Origin of the sequence: Kitasatospora sp. NPDC036755 (assembly GCF_040636595.1) — a bacterium.
Classification (GTDB): domain Bacteria; phylum Actinomycetota; class Actinomycetes; order Streptomycetales; family Streptomycetaceae; genus Kitasatospora.
Window position 1 is genome coordinate 1 of the sequence record NZ_JBEZUT010000046.1, and the last position, 18026, is coordinate 18026.

The 18026-nt window shown below is 72.2% G+C and carries 19 protein-coding genes and 1 tRNA gene; 15 read left to right on the plus strand and 5 right to left on the minus strand.

Going from position 1 to position 18026, the window contains the following annotated elements:
* Positions 1 to 1492 (minus strand): MFS transporter (locus AB0E96_RS09940; RefSeq protein WP_359820860.1); only part of this gene is annotated, 1492 nt, incomplete at its 3' end.
* A 108-nt stretch (positions 1493 to 1600) separates the two neighbouring features.
* On the opposite strand from AB0E96_RS09940, the gene AB0E96_RS09945 reads away from it, so the two are divergent.
* Positions 1601 to 2578, plus strand: a complete 978-nt coding sequence (locus tag AB0E96_RS09945) for a YafY family protein (protein WP_359820797.1) — start codon at positions 1601 to 1603, stop codon at positions 2576 to 2578.
* Positions 2579 to 2694: 116 nt separating this feature from the next.
* Here AB0E96_RS09945 and AB0E96_RS09950 read toward each other — a convergent pair whose 3' ends face one another.
* Positions 2695 to 3213 carry a YbhB/YbcL family Raf kinase inhibitor-like protein gene (locus AB0E96_RS09950; RefSeq protein ID WP_359820799.1) on the minus strand — a complete coding sequence of 173 codons (519 nt, stop codon included), beginning with the start codon at positions 3211 to 3213 and terminating at the stop codon, positions 2695 to 2697.
* Between the two features lie 103 nt (positions 3214 to 3316).
* Between AB0E96_RS09950 and AB0E96_RS09955 the strand changes: the two genes are divergently transcribed.
* Together AB0E96_RS09955 and AB0E96_RS09960 are read left to right on the plus strand one after the other, a co-directional pair.
* Positions 3317 to 4105, plus strand: a complete 789-nt coding sequence (locus AB0E96_RS09955) for a rhomboid family intramembrane serine protease (protein ID WP_359820801.1) — start codon at positions 3317 to 3319, stop codon at positions 4103 to 4105.
* Positions 4106 to 4227: 122 nt separating this feature from the next.
* Positions 4228 to 5394 carry a hypothetical protein gene (locus AB0E96_RS09960; RefSeq protein WP_359820804.1) on the plus strand — a complete coding sequence of 389 codons (1167 nt, stop codon included), beginning with the start codon at positions 4228 to 4230 and terminating at the stop codon, positions 5392 to 5394.
* Between the two features lie 62 nt (positions 5395 to 5456).
* Here AB0E96_RS09960 and AB0E96_RS09965 read toward each other — a convergent pair whose 3' ends face one another.
* Complete coding sequence (locus AB0E96_RS09965) at positions 5457 to 7016, minus strand: helicase HerA-like domain-containing protein (protein ID WP_359820807.1); 1560 nt, start codon at positions 7014 to 7016, stop codon at positions 5457 to 5459.
* Between the two features lie 192 nt (positions 7017 to 7208).
* On the opposite strand from AB0E96_RS09965, the gene AB0E96_RS09970 reads away from it, so the two are divergent.
* Together AB0E96_RS09970 and AB0E96_RS09975 are read left to right on the plus strand one after the other, a co-directional pair.
* The gene (locus AB0E96_RS09970) at positions 7209 to 7505 is read left to right on the plus strand and encodes a type II toxin-antitoxin system VapB family antitoxin (protein WP_030061387.1); all 297 of its coding nucleotides are present in this window, start codon (positions 7209 to 7211) and stop codon (positions 7503 to 7505) included.
* A 272-nt stretch (positions 7506 to 7777) separates the two neighbouring features.
* The gene (locus tag AB0E96_RS09975; protein WP_359820863.1) at positions 7778 to 8455 is read left to right on the plus strand and encodes a LytR C-terminal domain-containing protein; all 678 of its coding nucleotides are present in this window, start codon (positions 7778 to 7780) and stop codon (positions 8453 to 8455) included.
* 95 nt (positions 8456 to 8550) lie between these two features.
* On the opposite strand, the gene upp is transcribed toward AB0E96_RS09975, so the two are convergent.
* The gene (gene upp, locus AB0E96_RS09980; protein WP_049650159.1) at positions 8551 to 9186 is read right to left on the minus strand and encodes a uracil phosphoribosyltransferase; all 636 of its coding nucleotides are present in this window, start codon (positions 9184 to 9186) and stop codon (positions 8551 to 8553) included.
* Positions 9187 to 9381: 195 nt separating this feature from the next.
* Here upp and AB0E96_RS09985 point away from each other — a divergent pair, with 195 nt between their 5' ends.
* From AB0E96_RS09985 to AB0E96_RS10025, 9 genes are all read left to right on the plus strand, one after another.
* Positions 9382 to 9585 (plus strand): hypothetical protein, encoded by a 204-nt coding sequence (locus AB0E96_RS09985; protein ID WP_049650158.1) that lies wholly within the window; start codon positions 9382 to 9384, stop codon positions 9583 to 9585.
* Positions 9586 to 9910: 325 nt separating this feature from the next.
* Positions 9911 to 10468, plus strand: coding sequence for a tRNA adenosine deaminase-associated protein (locus AB0E96_RS09990; protein ID WP_359820809.1), 558 nt, complete (start codon positions 9911 to 9913; stop codon positions 10466 to 10468).
* Between the two features lie 50 nt (positions 10469 to 10518).
* Entirely contained in the window at positions 10519 to 11049 is a 531-nt protein-coding gene (gene tadA, locus AB0E96_RS09995; protein ID WP_359820811.1) for a tRNA adenosine(34) deaminase TadA, read from the plus strand.
* A 67-nt stretch (positions 11050 to 11116) separates the two neighbouring features.
* A tRNA-Ser gene (locus tag AB0E96_RS10000) sits at positions 11117 to 11203 on the plus strand.
* A gap of 497 nt (positions 11204 to 11700) precedes the next feature.
* The gene (locus AB0E96_RS10005; RefSeq protein ID WP_359820813.1) at positions 11701 to 11865 is read left to right on the plus strand and encodes a hypothetical protein; all 165 of its coding nucleotides are present in this window, start codon (positions 11701 to 11703) and stop codon (positions 11863 to 11865) included.
* A 111-nt stretch (positions 11866 to 11976) separates the two neighbouring features.
* The gene (locus AB0E96_RS10010) at positions 11977 to 12270 is read left to right on the plus strand and encodes a Dabb family protein (RefSeq protein ID WP_359820815.1); all 294 of its coding nucleotides are present in this window, start codon (positions 11977 to 11979) and stop codon (positions 12268 to 12270) included.
* A 377-nt stretch (positions 12271 to 12647) separates the two neighbouring features.
* Positions 12648 to 13430, plus strand: a complete 783-nt coding sequence (locus tag AB0E96_RS10015; protein ID WP_359820866.1) for an RNA polymerase sigma factor SigF — start codon at positions 12648 to 12650, stop codon at positions 13428 to 13430.
* Positions 13431 to 13574: 144 nt separating this feature from the next.
* Positions 13575 to 14480 carry an RNA polymerase sigma factor SigF gene (locus AB0E96_RS10020; RefSeq protein WP_359820818.1) on the plus strand — a complete coding sequence of 302 codons (906 nt, stop codon included), beginning with the start codon at positions 13575 to 13577 and terminating at the stop codon, positions 14478 to 14480.
* Between the two features lie 62 nt (positions 14481 to 14542).
* Complete coding sequence (locus AB0E96_RS10025) at positions 14543 to 14689, plus strand: hypothetical protein (protein WP_359820820.1); 147 nt, start codon at positions 14543 to 14545, stop codon at positions 14687 to 14689.
* A 210-nt stretch (positions 14690 to 14899) separates the two neighbouring features.
* Here the strand turns inward: AB0E96_RS10025 and AB0E96_RS10030 are convergent, their stop codons facing one another.
* A complete protein-coding gene (locus AB0E96_RS10030; protein WP_359820822.1) occupies positions 14900 to 15238 on the minus strand; it encodes a tyrosine-protein phosphatase in 339 nt (112 codons plus the stop codon).
* Positions 15239 to 15651: 413 nt separating this feature from the next.
* On the opposite strand from AB0E96_RS10030, the gene AB0E96_RS10035 reads away from it, so the two are divergent.
* Complete coding sequence (locus tag AB0E96_RS10035; protein WP_359820824.1) at positions 15652 to 18018, plus strand: hypothetical protein; 2367 nt, start codon at positions 15652 to 15654, stop codon at positions 18016 to 18018.
* Positions 18019 to 18026: the final 8 nt, after the last annotated feature.

Genomic DNA, 18026 nt, shown 5'->3' on the forward strand with positions numbered 1-18026 from the left:
CGTCCCCGACGGCGCCATCCTGGTCGTCGGATCCATCGCCGACAGGAAGACCGTGACCGGCCACGGCCGCCTTGCGCCGCCGCGGCAGCGCGAACATCAGCAGGAAGACCGCGAGCAGCACCCCGACGACCCACCACATCGCGTGCACGAAGGCCCCGCCGAAGGCCGTCCCGACCGCTTCCGGCGCGACCACGTCGTCCATCGCGCCGAAGAAGGCCACCGACACCAGTCCGAGCCCGAGCGCGTTGCCCACCTGCTGCACCGTGTTGATCAGCCCGGACGCCGAACCGGCGTGCTCGTGCGGCACCTCCGCCAGCACCGCGTCGGTGAGCGGCGCGACGATCAGCCCCATGCCGAGGCCCATCACCACCAGCGGCAGCACCATCTGCCACGCGGTGATCGCCGTCCCGTACCGGTCCGCCTCCCAGATGTAGGCGAGCACGCCCGCCGCCATCACCAGCGCGCCGGTCTGCAGCACCTTCCGCCCGAACCGCGGCACCAGCTTCTGCACCGACAGCCCGGCGGCCACGGAGACCGCGATCGAGAACGGGATGCCGGTCGCACCGGCCTTGAGCGGGCTCCAGCCCAGCCCCAGCTGCATGTAGAGGGTCCAGACCAGGAAGTAGATGCCGAGCGCCACGCCGAAGGCCAGCTGCACGCAGATCCCGGCCGCGAAGGACTTCACCCGGAACAGCGCCAGCTCCACCAGCGGCGAGCCGTCCCGCCGCGTCTTGACCTTCTCGTACGCCACGAACAGCGCGAACACCGGCAGGCTCCCGGCCATCGACAGGTGGCCCCAGAACGGCCAGCCGGCCTCCCGGCCGTGGGTCAGCGGGTAGATCAGCATCAGCAGGCCGAGGCTGGCCAGCGCCACGCCCACCAGGTCCAGCTTCAGCGCCCTGTCGGCCTTCGACTCGTCGATGAAGCGGCGGCCGAGCAGCAGCCCGGCGATGCCGACCGGCAGGTTGATCAGGAAGATCGGGCGCCAGGCCAGGCCGAACAGGTCCCACTCGGTGAGCAGCGCGCCGATCATGGGGCCGGAGACCGCGCCCAGCCCGACCACCGCGCCGAACATGCCGAACACCTTGCCGCGCTCCTCCGCCGGGAAGGTCGCGTGGATGATCGACAGCACCTGCGGCACCATCAGCGCCGCCGTTCCGCCCTGGAGCAGCCGGGTCGCGACCAGCATCTCGGGGCCGGTGGCCAGTCCGCACAGTGCCGAGGCCAGCGTGAAGCCGCCGATGCCGATCAGGAACACCCGCTTGCGGCCGTGGATGTCGCCCAGCCGGCCGCCGGTGATCAGCCCGATCGCGAAGGCCAGCGCGTACCCGCCGGTGACCCACTGGATGGTGCCGAAGGAGGCACCGGTGTCCTGCTGGATGCTCGGGATGGCGATGTTGACGATGGTGACGTCCACCAGGTCCATGAAGGAGGCGACCATCACGATCGCCAGCGCGATCCACCTCCGCCGGTCCGCTGCCGGGGTGCTCATTCCGTACTCCTCTTTCCTGCCCACGTCCACGACGCTCTTCTCCACGACCGCGACGGTACGGGCCATGTAGGTCAGAAGCTGTCCCACTTGGTCCGGCATGCTGGAGGCATGACCGACACCCCGGCCCGGCTGCTGAGCCTGCTGTCCCTGCTCCAGACCCCGCGCGAGTGGCCCGGCAGCGAGCTCGCCGAGCGGCTCGGCGTCAGCCCCCGCACCATCCGCCGCGACATCGACCGGCTGCGCGAGCTCGGCTACCCGGTGCGGGCCAGCATGGGCGCGGACGGCGGCTACCGGCTGGTCGCGGGCACGGCGATGCCCCCGCTGCTGCTGGACGACGAGGAGGCGGTGGCCATCGCGGTCGGGCTGCGGGCGGCCGCCGGGCACGCCGTGGTCGGCATCGAGGAGGCCTCGGTACGGGCACTCGGCAAGCTGCTCCAGGTGCTGCCGGGCCGACTGCGGCAGCGGGTCGGCACGCTCAACTCCGCGACCGTGCCGCTGCTCACCGGGGACGGTCCGACCGTCGACCCGGAGGACCTCACCGTGCTCGCCCGCGCCGTCACCTCCCGGGAACGGCTGCGCTTCGGCTACCGGGCGTACGACGGCGCCGAGACCAGGCGGCAGGTCGAGCCCGAGCGGCTGGTCTCGGTCGGCCGCCGCTGGTACCTGGTCGGCTACGACCTGGACCGCGAGGACTGGCGGCTCTTCCGGGTCGACCGGGTGAGCGGCCCGGCCACCACCGGCGTCCGCTTCACCCCGCGCCCGCTCCCCGCCGAGGACGCCGCCGCGTACGTGGCGGGCAAGCTGCGCCGCCCGTCACCGGGCGGCGCCGTGGTCGCCACCGTGCACGCCCCGGCCGAGCGGGTCCGCCACGGCCTGCGGCCGGGCGACACCGAGGCCGAGGTCGAGCCGATCGACGAGCACAGCTGCCGGTTCCGCTCCCGCTCGGAGTCGCTGGAGTGGACGGCGATGCGGCTGCTGGCGCTGGACTGCGCCTTCGAGGTGCACGAGCCGCCGGAGCTGCGCGAGCACCTGCGCGGGCTCGCCGCCCGCGCCCGGCACGCGGCGGGGGACCAGGCCCGGGCCTAGACGGCGACCCGGTACCAGCCGTCGCCGGAGCGGAACCGGGCCACGCCGTCCCGGCCACGGACCGCGAAGCCGAGCGGCAGCCGGACCTCGACCGGCCGCTCGGACACCGCCGAGGATCAGACCCCGTACTCGGCGGTCAGCAGCGCCCGGCCGATGGTGTGGAACGTGAGGTTGAAGCCCACCTGGGCCGGCGGGGCGTCGGCGGCGACGCCCAGCTTCTCCACGTCCAGCGCGTGCACCGCGAAGACGTAGCGGTGCGGGGCGCCGGGCGGCGGGGCGGCGCCGTCGTAGCGGTTGCCCGGGAAGTCGTTGCGGCCGTGGAAGGAGGCCTCGCCGGGCAGGTCGGCGTCCGAGGAGCCGGCGCCGCGCGGCAGGCCGGTGGTGTCGGCGGGCAGGTCGAGGGCGAGCCAGTGCCACCAGCCGGAGCCGGTCGGCGCGTCCGGGTCGTAGCAGGTGACCGCGATGCTCCGGGTGCCCTCCGGCAGGCCCGACCAGGTCAGCTGCGGCGAGAGGTTGCCGCCGGCGTGGATGAACTCCGCGTCCAGCGTGCCGCCTTCGGTGACGTCCTGACTGCTCAGCCGGAAGGACGGCACCTGCGGCAGGAACTCGTACGGCAGTGGCGCGCGCTCGCTCATGGGTCTGTCACCTCTCAACGGGCCGTCGACGGCCGTGGACTGACCGTCACGGGTCACTGTAACGGGGTGCACGGGCGGTCCCACCGCCCCTAGAGTCTGGGCCATGGCCTCGGAGCACAGCAGCAGTACGACGAGCACGCTCGACCCCGTCAAGATGATCGCCGACGCCCGTCGGGCGCTGTTCACCATGGTCGGGGTGCTGGCCGCGATCTGGCTGGTCCAGCTGGTGAACTGGATGGACGACTACGACCTCGGCAAGCGGTTCGGCATCATCCCGCAGGACGTCACGCGGCTGCCGAACGTCGTCACCGCGCCGTTCCTGCACTGGAACTGGGCGCACCTGGAGGCCAACTCCGGCCCGCTGTTCGTCTTCGGCTTCCTGGCGGCCTACCGCGGGGTGAGGAAGTTCCTCGGCCTGACCCTGCTGGTCGCCCTGACCAGCGAGCTGAGCTCCTGGGTGTTCGACAGCCCCAACCGGATCAGCGCAGGCGCCAGCGGCGTGGTGTTCGGCTACTTCGGCTACGTGGTGCTGCGCGGGGTCTTCGACCGCAACCTGATCGACACCCTGATCGGCGTGGTGCTCGGCGCCTCCTACGCGTACATGGTCACCGGCGCGCTGCCCGGTGTCGCCCCGGGCATCAGCTGGTCGGCCCACCTGGGCGGCCTGGTCGGCGGCCTGGCCGGCGCCTGGATCTTCCGCAGCCGCACCCCGCGCCCGGCCGCGGCCGGCTCCTCGGCCGAACCGTCGGCGGCGCCCACGACCACGTTCCCGGCCAGGTCGGCCAAGTCCGGCACGTCGGCCGGGTCCGGCACGTCGGCCAAGCCGGCCGCCACGAACCCCGACAGCCCCAACGCCGCGCTGCTCAAGGAGCTCGACGACCTGGGCCTGTAGCCCGCCCGGCCCGCGGCACCACCCGGACGGGGCATCCCCCGCCCGGGTGGTCAGGTATAGACCAATCCGACCCCTGCGGCTAGCGTGGGCGGCTCACCCTCCCCCAGCTCCGGAGCCGCACCGTGGAGTCGTCCGTCCTCGCCTTCGCCACCGACCTGCTCGACGAGGGCGCCGACACCTTCTTCGGGAACCTCACCGAGCGCGCCGGGGTCGGCGGTGTCACCCTCGCCTCGGTCTACCACGAGGCCCGCGACGTCTTCCCGCACAACCCCCGCCGGGTGGTCCGCTACCTGGAACCGGGCGCGGCGTACTTCCGCCCCGACCCGGTCCGCTGGCTGGGCCGCCGCCTCGCGCCCGTGCCGTCCACCGCGATCGGCGAGCGCGACCCCTTCGCCGAGGCCGCCGAGCAGGCCCGCCGCCGCGGCCTGAAGCTGCACGCCTGGACGGTCTTCTGCCACAACGACCGGCTCGGCTTCGCCCACCCGGACTGCGCCCCGGCCAACGCCTTCGGCGACCGCCACCTCACCGAGCTCTGCCCCGCGAACCCGGAGGTCCGGGAGTACGCGCTGACCCTGGTCGCCGAACTGGCCCGGTACGGCGTGGACGCGATCCGCGCCGAGTCCCTGCACTTCCACGGGCTGCGCCACGGCTACCACCACGAGCGGTACTTCGAGGAGCTGGGCCCGACCGCCGAGGCCCTGCTCGGGGTCTGCTTCTGCCCGCACTGCCGCGCCGCCGCCACCCGCGCGGGCGTCCCCGCCGAGGAGGTGGCCGAGGCGGTCCGCGCCGAGCTGCGCCACCGACTGGCCGACGAGTCCGCCGCCGCCGAGCCCGCCGACCTGAGCGCCCTGGCCGACGGCGCCTTCGCCGCCTACGTGGACGCCTCGGCGGCCACCGTCACCTCGCTGGCCGCCGAACTCACCGAGCAGGCCCGCCGGCACGGGATGCGGCTGAGCTTCATGGACGGCGGCGGCCCCGGCAGTGGCTGGCTCGCCGGCATCGACCTGCCCGCCCTCGCGCAGGTCACCGACCAGGTCGAGACCCTCGGCTACGCGAGGACCCCGGAGGCGGTCCGGGAGAAGATCGCCGCGTTCGCCCTGCACGGCGTCCGCCCGCAGTCCATGGCGGTGATCCTGCGCCCGATGTCCTCCGACTGCGACGGCCCGGAGAACCTCGCCGCCAAGATCACCACGCTGCGCGAACTCGGCGTCCCCGAGGTCGAGTTCTACCACTACGGCCTGATGCGGCTGTCCTCCCTGGACCGGATCAGCGCCGCCCTCTCCGGCTGAGGCGCCGCCGCCTCCTGCTGAGTCCCCCCTCTCCGACCGGGTCACCGCCCTTTCCGGCCGGGTCACCGCCGCCGCTTGGACGTCCCGAACAGGCTGCGCGAGATCTCCTGCCCGAGCTGCTTGCCGGCCGAGCGCGCGAAGGACTTCACGGTCGGGTTGCTGAGCAGCGAGCCCAACAGCCCGCCCGCCCCCTTGGGTTCCTCCCGCCGCGGCGCGGGCTCGGCGGGTGCCCGCGGGGGCGGCTCGACCGGCGCCGGCTCCGGCCGGGGTGCGCGCGCCGCCAGCTTCTCGTACGCCGACTCCCGGTCGATCGCGTCCCGGTAGCGCGCCGTCAGCGGTGAGGCGTCCACCACCGCCCGCAGGTCCGCCGCCCCGATCGGCCCCATCAGCGACTGCGGCGCCCGCAGCCTGGTCGCCGCCACCGGCGTCGGCGCGCCCTTCTCGGAGAGGACGGTGACGACGGCCTCGCCGGTGCCCAGCGAGGTGAGCACCGCGCCGAGGTCGTACGAGGAGCGCGGGAAGGTCGAGACGGTGGCCTTGAGCGCCTTGGCGTCGTCCGGGGTGAAGGCGCGCAGCGCGTGCTGCACCCGGTTGCCCAACTGCGCCAGCACGTCGGACGGGACGTCCCGCGGGGTCTGGGTCACGAAGAAGATGCCGACGCCCTTGGAGCGGATCAGCCGCACGGTCTGGGTGATCGCCTCCAGGAAGGCCTTGGAGGCGCCCTTGAACAGCAGGTGCGCCTCGTCGAAGAAGAAGACCAGCTTGGGCTTGTCGGGGTCGCCGACCTCGGGCAGCTCCTGGTAGAGGTCGGCGAGCAGCCACATCAGGAAGGTGGAGAACAGCCGCGGCCGGTCCTGCACCGCGGGCAGCTCCAGCACCGAGACCACGCCCCTGCCGTCCGGGGTGGTCCGCAGCAGCTCGGCGGTGTCGAACTCGGGCTCGCCGAAGAACGCCCCGGCGCCCTCGTTCTCCAGCACGGTGAGCGCCCGCAGGATCACCCCGGCGGTGGCCGGCGAGAGCCCGCCGATGGTCCGCAGCTCCTCCTTGCCCTCGGGCGAGGTGAGGAAGGCGATCACCGCGGTGAGGTCCTTGAGGTCGTACAGCTCCAGGCCCTTGGCGTCGGCGTAGTGGAAGACCAGGCTGAGCGAGGACTCCTGGGTCTCGTTCAGGTCGAGCACCTTGGACAGCAGCAGCGGCCCGAAGCTGGTGACGGTGGCCCGGATCGGGATGCCGTCGCCCTGCCCGCCCAGCGCGTAGAACTCGGCCGGGCAGCCCTGCGGCGCCCACTGCTGGCCCACCTCGGCGGCCCGGGCGCCGGTCCGCTCGCTCGGCGTCCCGGGCGCGGCGACGCCGGAGACGTCCCCCTTGACGTCGGCGAGGAACACCGGCACGCCCTGGCCGGAGAGCTGCTCGGCGATCAGCTGGAGGGTCTTGGTCTTCCCGGTGCCGGTGGCCCCGGCGACCAGCCCGTGCCGGTTGAGCACGCCGAGCGGGACGCGCACCTGGGCGTCCGGGTACGCGGTGCCGTCCAGCAGCACCGCCCCGAGGTCGAGGGCCGGACCGGTGAAGGCGTACCCGTCGGCGATCTCCCGGACGGTCGGCGGGGTGGTGTCGGAGTCCATCGGTGCACACTCCTGAGCGGATCGGAACGCTTCGGAACGCTTCGGCATCGGCACGGAACCCGATCGGCCCGAGGCGATGTTCGCGACATTTCCCATCAAACAGCTGCATTCGCCCACTCGCAGTTCACACCGGCGCGCGTGGCGGAGCCGCGGCTGCTGCGCCATCCGCCGCCCAAACGGTAGGCTTTCCGTGTGATCTTCAAGCGCATCGGCAATGGGCGGCCGTACCCGGATCACGGCCGGACGAGCACCCGCCAGTGGGCTGACGTCGCCCCGCGCCCGGTGCGACTCGACCAGCTGGTGACCACCAAGGGCCAACTCGACCTCGAAACCCTTCTGGCCGAGGACTCGACCTTCTACGGGGACCTGTTCGCCCACGTGGTGAAGTGGCACGGCGACCTCTACCTGGAGGACGGCCTGCACCGGGCCGTCCGGGCCGCGTTGCAGCAGCGCCAGGTGCTGCACGCCCGCGTCCTCGAAATGGAGTGACGGACCCCCACCACGGGGACCGTCGGACCGCCACGGGCTCTCCGGACCGCCCCCTCGCCACCTGGCGGAGGGCGGTCCGCGCGTACCCGGGTACCCCCTTTCGGGTACCGGCGTACGCCAGATGATGATCGTTTAGTACCTTCGAGGCCGTACGGCACTACGCTGCTGACTACGGCCGCGACCAGGGGATTCCGCCCGCACCGGGGAGTCCCCACCCGGCCGATCCGTCATCCCGACCCCGCCCTGGTACGAGGGGGAGACAAACCGTGAGCATGTTGACTCCCCGAGGCCTCAAGGGGAAGCAGTACCGCGTCACCGGCAACACCTACCCGCGACTGGGCCGGCCTCCGAAGAAGAGCCGCAAGGTGATCGCCGCGCTCGCCGGCCTGCTCGCCCTGGCCCTGGTCGCACTCGGCGGCGTGCAGCTGTACGACATCTTCACCGGCAGGAACAAGAACACCTCGGCACAGGCCTGCGCGACCCCGTCCGGCAAGGCGCTGGCCGCCCCGACACCGGGCGCCACCCCGGGCGATCCCGCCGCCGCGGCCGCCGCCGCGCAGGGCGACCCGCACGCCGTCCCGCAGCCCTCCGCGGTCACCGTGAACGTCTACAACGCCACCACCAAGGCCGGTCTGGCCGGCCGGACGGCCGAGGACCTCAAGAAGCGCGGCTTCGTCATCGGCAAGGTCGGCAACGCCCCGGCCGAGCTGGACAAGAAGGTGCCCGGCACCGCCCAGGTGATCGCCGGCCCGGCCGGCGCCGGCGCGGGCACCCTGGTCGGCTCGCAGATCGCCGGGGCCGCCGTCACCGCCGACGCCCGCACCGACGGCAGCGTGGACTTCGTGATCGGCGACAGCTACAACGCCCTGCTGGACGAGACCCAGGCGGCCGCCGCCCTCGCGCTGGCCACCAAGCCCTCCCCCACCCCGGCCCCCAGCGGCAGCTGCTGACACCCCGCCCGACGACGGAGAGGGCCCCCGGCAGACGCAGTGCCGGGGGCTCTCGGTGTTCGGTGGCCCGGGCGGGGAGGCTCGGGCGGGGAGGCTCAGCCGGCCGTGCCGTACAGCCGGTCGCCCGCGTCGCCCAGGCCGGGGACGATGTAGCCGTTCTCGTTGAGCCGCTCGTCCACGGCGGCGGTGACGACGGTGACCGGCAGTCCTGCCAGCTCCCGCTCCATCACCTCGACGCCCTCGGGGGCGGCCAGCAGCACCACGGCGGTGACGTCGGTGGCACCGCGCTCGATCAGCATCCTGATCGCGGCGACCAGCGTGCCGCCGGTGGCCAGCATCGGGTCGAGCACGTAGACCTGGCGGCCGGAGAGGTCGTCCGGCATCCGGGTGGCGTAGGTGGAGGCCTCGAGGGTCTCCTCGTTGCGGACCATGCCGAGGAAGCCGACCTCGGCGGTCGGCAGCAGGCGGGTCATCCCGTCCAGCATGCCGAGGCCGGCCCGCAGGATCGGGACCACCAGCGGGCGCGGGTAGCTGAGCCGGGTACCCAGCGTGACCGCCACGGGCGTGGTGATCTCCACCTCGTCGGTGCGGACGTCCCGGGTGGCCTCGTAGGCGAGGAGGGTCACCAGTTCGTCGGTCAGGCGACGGAAGGTCGGCGAGTCGGTGCGCTCGTCGCGCAGGGTGGAGAGCTTGTGGGCGACCAGGGGGTGGTCGACGACGTGGAGACGCATGTATCGAGGTTAGCCCGGTCCTGGACGGGTGTACGACCCGCCGTGCCCGCCCGGGCGCCGGTCCGGGTGACGGATCGGTGACACGCCGTGACCCGGGGCGAATGTCCGGACGGAAGTGCCTCCTGTGGTATCAACCGGGCCGTTCTGGGAATGTCACGTCTTATGACGAGCAACCCGAACCCTGGGGACGGCTCGATGGACGAGCCCGTCGACGGGGTGGGCCGCAGCCCGGGCCCGCCGTACGACCACCCGGAGACCGAGGCGGAGCGCCGCAAGCGGCGGGCCGTCTTCCTGCGCGAGCTCACCGAGGCCCGCGAGCTGCGGGAGCGGGTCCAGCCCCGGCGGACCAAGGAACGGCGGATGCGCGAGGCGATGCGGATGCGAACCTTCCGGATCTGACACGGCCCGACGACCCTCCGCACCGACCTGACGGGATCCTGACGCGCACCCCGGCGCGGGGAGCACCGGGGGCCCGGAAGGGAGCCGGGGCGGCCCGGACGGGCGTTCGGAGCAAATTTCGACCGGCTTCGGACCGTCCTGACCCGACTTCCCCCTCCGCCACCCGGCCCTTCCGACACGACCTGCAAAGACGCGCTGCCGAACACCCCCCGCGAGGGCGGGCTTTCTGTCACGATTCCGATGGGACGGTCCGAACAAGCGGACCGCCTCTGGCGCGGGGGCGGCCAGATTTCGCGCTGCCCGTGCGCGCCGACAGCCGAGACCGATGATCTTGGGAGTGTCCCTGGTGGCGTACTTCGCTGCAGTGCTTGCTCGCACCGAGGACGGGTGGGATGTGAGCGAGACGGAGCTCGACGACGTCGAAACCCTGGCCGATCTGGCCGATCTGGCCCGCGACTCCACCCAGGACGACGACAGCGTCCTGATCTTCATCGAACAGGAGGACGTCTGGTTCGCCATCGTCCGCGTGGACGGCGAGGAGGACCCGCGGATCTTCGTGTCGGACGGCGCCGCGGCCGCCCGCAGCTCCTACGGGTCCGTCCTCACCGACGAACTGGTCGACCAGGCCGGCGAGAGCGAGTTCGGCGACCTCGACCACCTGCTGGACGAGGCCGAGGAGGCCGCGGAGCAGGACGAGGAGGACGCCGAGACCCCCGGCGGCGTCCCGGTCGGCCCGCTCGGCGACGCCCACCTGCTCACCGAGTTCGGCCTCGCGGCCGACGAGCTGCTGGCGCTCAGCGGCGAGGGCGCGGTGCCGGGCGACGCCCTGGAGGAGATCGCCGAGGCCCTGGGCTGCGGCGAGGTCCTGGAGGCCGTCCGGTAGCGGGTCCGGTCGTGCCGGTGTCCACCACCGGATACCCGACACTGGATGCCATGCAGCCCGCCGCATCCACCCCGCCGACCGTCCCGCACGTCCCCCCGCTGCCCGCCCCCGTCCGCCCCGACCCGGTGCGCGACCGCTGGACGGCGCCGATGCGCCTCGCCATCGCCGAGGCCGCGCTGGCGCCGGCCACCGGGGACGTCCCGGTCGGGGCGCTCGTCCTGGGCCCGGACGGCGAGGTGATCGGACGCGGCCACAACGAGCGCGAGGCGGTCGGCGACCCGACCGCGCACGCCGAGGTGGTCGCGATCCGGCAGGCCGCCGAGGCGGTCGGGGAGTGGCGGCTGAGCGGCTGCACACTGGTCGTCACACTGGAGCCGTGCACCATGTGCGCCGGCGCCATCGTGCTGTCCCGGATCGACCGGGTGGTCTACGGCGCCCTCGACGAGAAGGCCGGCGCGGCCGGCTCGCTCTTCGACGTGATGCGCGACCGCCGGCTCAACCACCGCCCCGAGGTGGTCTGGGGGGTCCTCGCGGAGGAGTGCGGCGAACAGCTGCGGGCCTTCTTCGACACCCACCGCTGAGGCCCCGCCGGCCGCCGGGGCGATACGGATTTCGTGACTGCGCCACCCCTCCGGTAGAGTTCCTCTCGGTAGCGTGTCCGAGCGGCCAAAGGAGCACGCCTCGAAAGCGTGTGTGGGGGCAACTCCACCGTGGGTTCGAATCCCACCGCTACCGCTCGAAAGCCCGAGGGCCCGTCCGATCCGGACGGGCCCTCGGCGTTTCCCCCTCCGCCACGTCCGGGCCGGGCACGGAACCGGTGCGGAGACGGTGCGGAGGCGGGCACGAAAAAGGGCTCCGTACCCCGGGCCGATGACCACCGGTGCCCGGTCCGTACGGAGCCTGGAGGGGGGAGCGGCTCGGGGGGACTGACCGCTCCCCCGGCGGAGTCCCACAACCGGCGCCGCGTCGGGGGGAAGCCGCGACGGCCGGTCCCACAGCGGGGAGCTCCGGATCCATGCACCGGGGATTCCTGCCAGATCCTCGGTACGTCCTCCATCCTGCCGCCCGGCCCGCGACGCGGCACCCGGAGAAAGGCCCCACTCGCGGGGACCTTCGTCCCGCCGGCTGAACGCGTCGCACACTTGATAGCCCGTCCGGGTGGATAAGCTGCCCCCAGCAGGCCGCTCGGGGACCGGATGACGGCGGCCCACGGCTGGGAGGAAGGTCACCCGATGGCGCAGGCGAAGAAGATCGGCATGGCCCTCCTGTTCATCTTCGTGCTCTACTCGATCATCACCTCGCCCTCCCGCTCCGCCGAGCTGGTCCAGCTCGGGTTCGAGGGGATCTCGAACGCGGCCAAGGCGGTCGGCACCTTCATGACCGGTCTGATCAAGTGACGGCCCGATCGAGCGATGGTCTGATCGAGTGACGGACGGGCCGCGACCGGGCCGCACGCACCGGCTACGGTGAGCGGGACCCTCTGTCCCCGTCCGCGAGGAGCGGCAATCGTGATCCGCCACCTGGTCCTGTTCAAGCTCAACGAAGGCGTCAGCAAGGACGAAGAGCGCGTGCTCGCCGGCGCCAAGGCCTTCGACGCGCTCGGCGCGGTGATCCCCGAGCTGCGCGAGTGGGAGTGCGGCTGGAACACCACCGAACGCGACATCGCGTACGACTACGCGATCAACAGCCTGGTCGAGGACCGCGAGTCCCTCCAGGCCTACCTGACCCACCCGGACCACCAGGCGGCGGCCGGCCTCTGGCGCGAGTTCGCCACCTGGGTGATCGCCGACGTCGAGGTCTGAGCACCCGTCCGGCCCCACCCCGTTCCACCCCGTCCGTCCGGAGCCCGCACCGGGCCTTCCCCCGGACGGACCGCGGCGCCCCGTCCGGCCTCCGGACGGGGCGCCCTGCTACGTCCCGGAACGATCCTTGCGGCGCCTCGCCGGCCGGCCCGGGAAAGGTTGAACGGCCCACCAACACACCTCCGCCGGGTGCTTGCCCGACCTGTGCCCACCTTGTGATGCTATGACCGGTTTTGCCGGACATGGCGAGGTGATGAGCCAGCCGCGACACCCGATCCGCAGGGCCCGCCGATGACGACTTTGGGAGGGGTGAGGTGTCCGTGGACGAAGTGCTGGCTGCGATCACCAGCCCGGCCGGCGAGCTCCGCCCGGACCGGCTGCGCGGCCCCGGCGGCCGCCCCGCCGTGGACGTCCGGACGCTGACCCGGGTGCTGTTCGAGCGGCTCGCCGAGCTGCCCCCGGACGCCCCCGAACGGGAACGGGTCCGGGCCGCCCTGATCGAGGTCAACATCCCGCTGGTCCGCTACGCGGCGACCCGTTTCCGCAGCCGCAGCGAGCCAATGGAGGACGTCGTCCAGGTCGGCACCATCGGCCTGATCAACGCGATCGACCGCTTCGACCCCGGCCGCGGCGTCCAGTTCCCGACCTACGCGCTGCCGACCATCCTGGGCGAGATCAAGCGCTACTTCCGGGACAACGTCCGCACCATGCACGTCCCGCGCCGGCTCCAGGAGCTGTGGGTCCAGGTCAGCGGCGCGATGGAGGAGCTGACGGTGCTGCACGGGCGGGTGCCCAAGGTGCCCGAGATCGCCGCCAGCCTGCGGATCCCCGAGGAGGACGTGCGGGCCTGCCTGGACGCCGGGCGGGCGTACAACGCGGCGTCCCTGGAGGCCGCGCAGGAGCACGAGGGCGGGCTCGCCCTGCTCGACCGGCTCGGCTACGAGGACTCCGCGCTGGCCGAGGTCGAGCACCGGGACATGGTCCGCCACCTGCTGGTCCAGCTCCCCGAGCGGGAGCGGCGGATCGTGATGCTGCGGTTCTTCGCCAACCTGACCCAGTCCCAGATCAGCACCGAGCTGGGGATGTCCCAGATGCACGTGTCCCGGCTGCTCTCCCGGATCCTGACCAGGCTTCGGACCGGGAACTCCTGGGAAGACTGAGATTGCAGCCAGTTACCCCGGCGTGACATCTTGCGACGTTCGGGTTTGCCGTGGACCGTGTTCCGGTATGGAGGGGGAAGGCCCTCGCCGGGAACCACCGCGCGACGGCCCCCGTTCAACTGACAGTCACAAGGGGGTGGGTGCATGTCCGGAGAGCTGGGCACTGCGGAGATCCACGCTGGCCAGGCCAACGGCACGGCCGTCGTCGAGGACCTGGTCCCGCGGCAGCGGGCCGAACCTGTCCGGCCGCCCGGCCCCGACACGGGAACGGACGCGCCGCCCGGCTCCGGGCTGGACACCCGGACGCTCTCCCGCTCGCTGTTCCTGCGGCTGGCCGCGCTGGACCCGGGGAGCACCGAGCACACCTACGTCCGCGACACCCTGATCGAGCTCAACCTGCCGCTGGTCCGGTACGCCTCGGCGCGCTTCCGCAGCCGCAACGAGCCGATGGAGGACATCGTCCAGGTCGGCACCATCGGCCTGATCAAGGCGATCGACCGGTTCGACCCGGAGCGCGGGGTGGAGTTCCCCACCTTCGCGATGCCCACCGTGGTCGGCGAGATCAAGCGCTTCTTCCGGGACACCAGCTGGTCGGTCCGGGTTCCGCGCCGGCTCCAGGAGCTGCGGCTGGCGCTCACCAAGGCCGGCGACGAGCTCTCCCAGCGCCTGGACCGCTCCCCCACCGTCGCCGAGCTGGCGGCCTGCCTGGGGGTCAGCGAGGAGGACGTGGTCGAGGGCCTCGCGGTCGGCAACGCGTACACCGCCAGCTCGCTCGACTCCAGCACCGGCGAGGAGGACAGCGACGGCCCGCTGGCCGACCGGCTCGGCTACGAGGACCTCGCGCTCGAGGGCGTCGAGTACCGGGAGTCGCTCAAGCCGCTGCTGGCCAAGCTGCCGCCGCGCGAGCGCCGGATCATCATGCTGCGGTTCTTCGGGAACCTGACCCAGTCGCAGATCGGCGAGGAGATCGGGATCTCCCAGATGCACGTCTCCCGGCTGCTCACCCGGACGCTCACCCAGCTGCGCGAGGGGCTGATCAACGAGGGCTGAACCTCCCTCCGGGGGGCCGGGCCTCCGTGCCCGGCTCCCCGCCCGGCTCCCTGTCGCCCTCCGTGACCGCCCCCCGGGTCGGCCGGCAGGTTGGCGCGCACCCCGGCCCGCACCTCGTCGTCCACCCCGAGGGCGGCCGGCAGCAGTGCGGCGGCCCGGCCGTGCAAATCCCCGCCGTCGAGCGGTGGAACAGCGACGACTACTCCTGACGGCCCGCCAGGCGCCTCATCAGGCTCGCGAAACGTCCGCGCGCTCGGATCCGTGACGGACCATCGGTAGAGGCCGGCCATCGGCCCGACGGCCCGGCCGCCGCCGGGCGGCTCCGCACCGGCGCCTCGGCCCGGGATCGGCCGGCACGTGGCGGACCAGCCGAGAGAACATGTCGAACTCCGCTGCCAGCAGCGATACATGATGAAGCATCACGCAGTCGAGCGCGCGTCCGGACCTGTCGCGCGGACCTCGCCCGTGCTCCGCGGGTCCACCGCGCCGCGCAGGCCGAGCGCGCCGAGCCGTCCGTCGTCGTCGTCGGCGGCGGCGGCGGTGGCGGCGGTGGCGGTGACATGGTTCAGGCCATCACCGCGCAGGGCCACCCCGCGCCGGAAAATCCGCCCGTCAACTGCCCGGCGCCCGACCGGATCCCGGGCATTCGGCGCGCCGCGCAATCCGAGGCCACGTCCGACCAGCGGCGTTCCGCGCGGCTCCGGTGACGCATTCCGTACGCTCGGGAATCCCCCGGACTCGCTATGCTGATCGACCACGTGAGCACCTCCATTGCATATTCGGACTGTCACATGGCACAGCGGCGCCCGATATTGCATGAACCTGCCCAACGGGGCGGCGAGATGTGCAAGAGTGTCATGCGCAACGGCGACAGTGCAGGTGTCCCGCCCGCCCCACTGGGCCCCACCGTCGGTAACCGCGCGTAGCACTCAGCTTCCGGTTTTTCATTTTCAATTCATTATTTGCGCCGCCGGTACGGTTCCGGTCACAATCAGCGCCTTCATGGCCTCACCATGAACGTTGGTAACAGGTTCGCTGCACTCTCGCCCAATTGGTCCCCCGCACCGGCGTCCCTCGACCAGGATGGGCCCGGGCAGCCTGCTGCCCGCGAACAGCTACACGGCAGGCGAGCGCCGAGCAGCGCGACGTCTGCACCAAGGGGAGGATCACCATGGGTCGAGCGACCCGAAGAGTCGCCGCGTGCGCGGCGGCAGTCCTGCTGGCCAGCGGCTTGCAGACCACCCTGGCCCACGCCGACACCACGCCGCCCAGGATCGACCTCACCGTCCTGGTCGTCGACGACGGAGGCCCGTCCGTCGCTGCCATCACCGCCGAGCTGAAGAGCCAGGGCACGCCCTACAAGGTCGTCAGCCTCAATGACCCCAACCGCCCCGTCATCAACTCGGCTTTCCTGAGCGACACGGTGAACGGCCTGCCCCGGGGGAAGTTCCAGGGCATCGTGCTGCCCAACGAAAACCCCTTCCCCAACAGTGCCGCCGAGATGACGGCGATCGCGACGTACGAAGCCGCATTCAGCGTCCGCCAGATCGACGCCTACACGTGGGCCAACCCCGGAGTCGGCCTGAACTACGCCCAGAATCCCGGATTCGTGGGCACTCTCGACGGATTCCAGGGCGCCACCACCGCGGCCGGAACTTCGGGCCCGTTCGGGTACCTCAAGGGCAGCGTCCCGTTCGAGGACAACGACCCGAACGTCAGCGAGAGCTACGGCTACCTGGCCACTCCGCTCGCCAGCCTGCCGGCCGGCGCCTCGTTCGTTCCGCTGGTCGACGCGCCGATACCCAGCACGACCGCCCGCGGTTCCCTGGTCGGCGAGTACACCCACGACGGCCGCAAGGAACTGGTCGTCACGTTCGTCTACAACCAGTACCAGCAGCAGTACCGCCTGCTGGCCCGCGGCATGGTCGACTGGCTCACCCAGGGCGTCCACCTCGGCTACGACCGCAACTACTTCGCCACGCACGTGGACGACGTCTTCCTGGCCGACGACCGCTGGGACACCGTGCTCAAGTGCACCCCCGGCGACGTCACCTGCCCGCCCGGCACCCCGGACACCGCCAGCCCGATCCGGATGACGGTCGACGACGCCAACCACCTCAAGCAGTGGCAGACCGCCAACAACTTCACCCTGGACATGGTGTTCAACGGTGGCGGCAGCGAGGACTGGAAGGCCGACCACCAGACCACGGTGGACCCGACGGCGAACCAGATGATCGCCGACCAGACCAGCTACCGGTGGGTCAACCACACCTACACCCACCCGTACCTGGGCTGCGAGCAGAACGTCACCGTGGTGCCGTGGGTCTGCACCAAGAACACCGCGGGCGCCACCGTCTGGGTCGACCAGAGCACCATCTCCGGCCAGATCAAGAACAACTTCGACTGGGCCGCCGCGAACGGCCTCCAGGTCGACCCGCAGACCCTGGTCACCGGTGAGCACTCCGGGCTGCTGACCGCGCCGCAGGAGACGAGCGACAACCCGAACCTGGCGCCGGCGCTGGTCGCCAACGGCATCAAGTTCACCGCCAGCGACGCCTCCCGGGAGACCGGCCAGCGCGCCGTCGGCTCGTCCGTGCTGACCGTGCCGCGGTACCCGATGAACGTCTTCTACAACGCCGGCACGGCGAAGGAGGAGGCCGACGAGTACAACTGGATCTACACCAGCAAGGCCAACGGCGGCAGCGGCGTCTGTGAGAACAACGCCAACTCCACCTGCCTGTCCCAGCCGCTGGACGTCAACACCGGCTACCAGTCGTACATCGTGCCGCTGGAGGCCCGGATCGACCTCGGCCACGTGCTGAACAACGACCCGCGCCCGCACTTCGTGCACCAGTCGAACCTGTCCGAGGACCGCATCCTGTACCCGGTGCTGGAGAAGATCCTCGGCACCTACCGCTCGCTGCACGCGGACAGCGCCCCGATCGTGAACCTGAGCCAGCGCGAGATCGGCCAGGAGTTCCAGCGCCGTGCGGCCTGGAACAACGCCCTCGCCTCCGGCCAGGTCACCGCCTACCGGATCGGCGGCACCGTCACCGTCAACGCGCCGGCCGGCGTTCAGATCCAGGCCACCATGCCGACCGGAACTGCTCAGAAGCTGGCCATCGGAACGGGCGGGTTCGGTTCGTCCTACGCCGGTAGCCTCTCGGGTTGGGTGTCCCCGGGCGCGCTGCAGAGCAGCGTCACCCTGCAGCTGCCGTCCGCGCCGGCCGCCCCGGCCGCCGTCGCGCCGAGCGTCGCGGCCAAGTCCGTCCCGGCGCCCGCGCCGGCGGACAAGAAGGTCGTGCCGCAGGGTGTCGCCACCCCGGTCCCGGTGGGCCCGAGCGACACCACCCGCAAGCCCGCTCCGTCCCTGGTCCCGGGTAGTGGAACCCCGGTGCCCGGCAAGGATGTCGCCGCTGGCAACATCGGTCGGGGCGGCGACGGCCACCAGGGCGACACGGCCGCGAAGAAGAACGGCAAGGCCTCTGGGGGGACGGCCACGCCGAGCAGCACCACCGGACGCTCCGGCAACCGGTAACCGGTACC

What these genes read in the sequence shown, in the direction of transcription:
- AB0E96_RS10035 (WP_359820824.1), top strand. Translation starts at nt 15,652, where the DNA reads ATGGGTCGAGCGACCCGAAGAGTCGCCGCGTGCGCGGCGGCAGTCCTG.
- AB0E96_RS09975 (WP_359820863.1), top strand. Translation starts at nt 7,778, where the DNA reads ATGTTGACTCCCCGAGGCCTCAAGGGGAAGCAGTACCGCGTCACCGGC.
- AB0E96_RS09985 (WP_049650158.1), top strand. Translation starts at nt 9,382, where the DNA reads ATGGACGAGCCCGTCGACGGGGTGGGCCGCAGCCCGGGCCCGCCGTAC.
- AB0E96_RS09945 (WP_359820797.1), top strand. Translation starts at nt 1,601, where the DNA reads ATGACCGACACCCCGGCCCGGCTGCTGAGCCTGCTGTCCCTGCTCCAG.
- AB0E96_RS09955 (WP_359820801.1), top strand. Translation starts at nt 3,317, where the DNA reads ATGGCCTCGGAGCACAGCAGCAGTACGACGAGCACGCTCGACCCCGTC.
- tadA (WP_359820811.1), top strand. Translation starts at nt 10,519, where the DNA reads ATGCAGCCCGCCGCATCCACCCCGCCGACCGTCCCGCACGTCCCCCCG.
- AB0E96_RS10005 (WP_359820813.1), top strand. Translation starts at nt 11,701, where the DNA reads ATGGCGCAGGCGAAGAAGATCGGCATGGCCCTCCTGTTCATCTTCGTG.
- AB0E96_RS09950 (WP_359820799.1), bottom strand. Translation starts at nt 3,213, where the DNA reads ATGAGCGAGCGCGCGCCACTGCCGTACGAGTTCCTGCCGCAGGTGCCG.
- AB0E96_RS10020 (WP_359820818.1), top strand. Translation starts at nt 13,575, where the DNA reads ATGTCCGGAGAGCTGGGCACTGCGGAGATCCACGCTGGCCAGGCCAAC.
- AB0E96_RS09990 (WP_359820809.1), top strand. Translation starts at nt 9,911, where the DNA reads ATGATCTTGGGAGTGTCCCTGGTGGCGTACTTCGCTGCAGTGCTTGCT.
- upp (WP_049650159.1), bottom strand. Translation starts at nt 9,186, where the DNA reads ATGCGTCTCCACGTCGTCGACCACCCCCTGGTCGCCCACAAGCTCTCC.
- AB0E96_RS09965 (WP_359820807.1), bottom strand. Translation starts at nt 7,016, where the DNA reads ATGGACTCCGACACCACCCCGCCGACCGTCCGGGAGATCGCCGACGGG.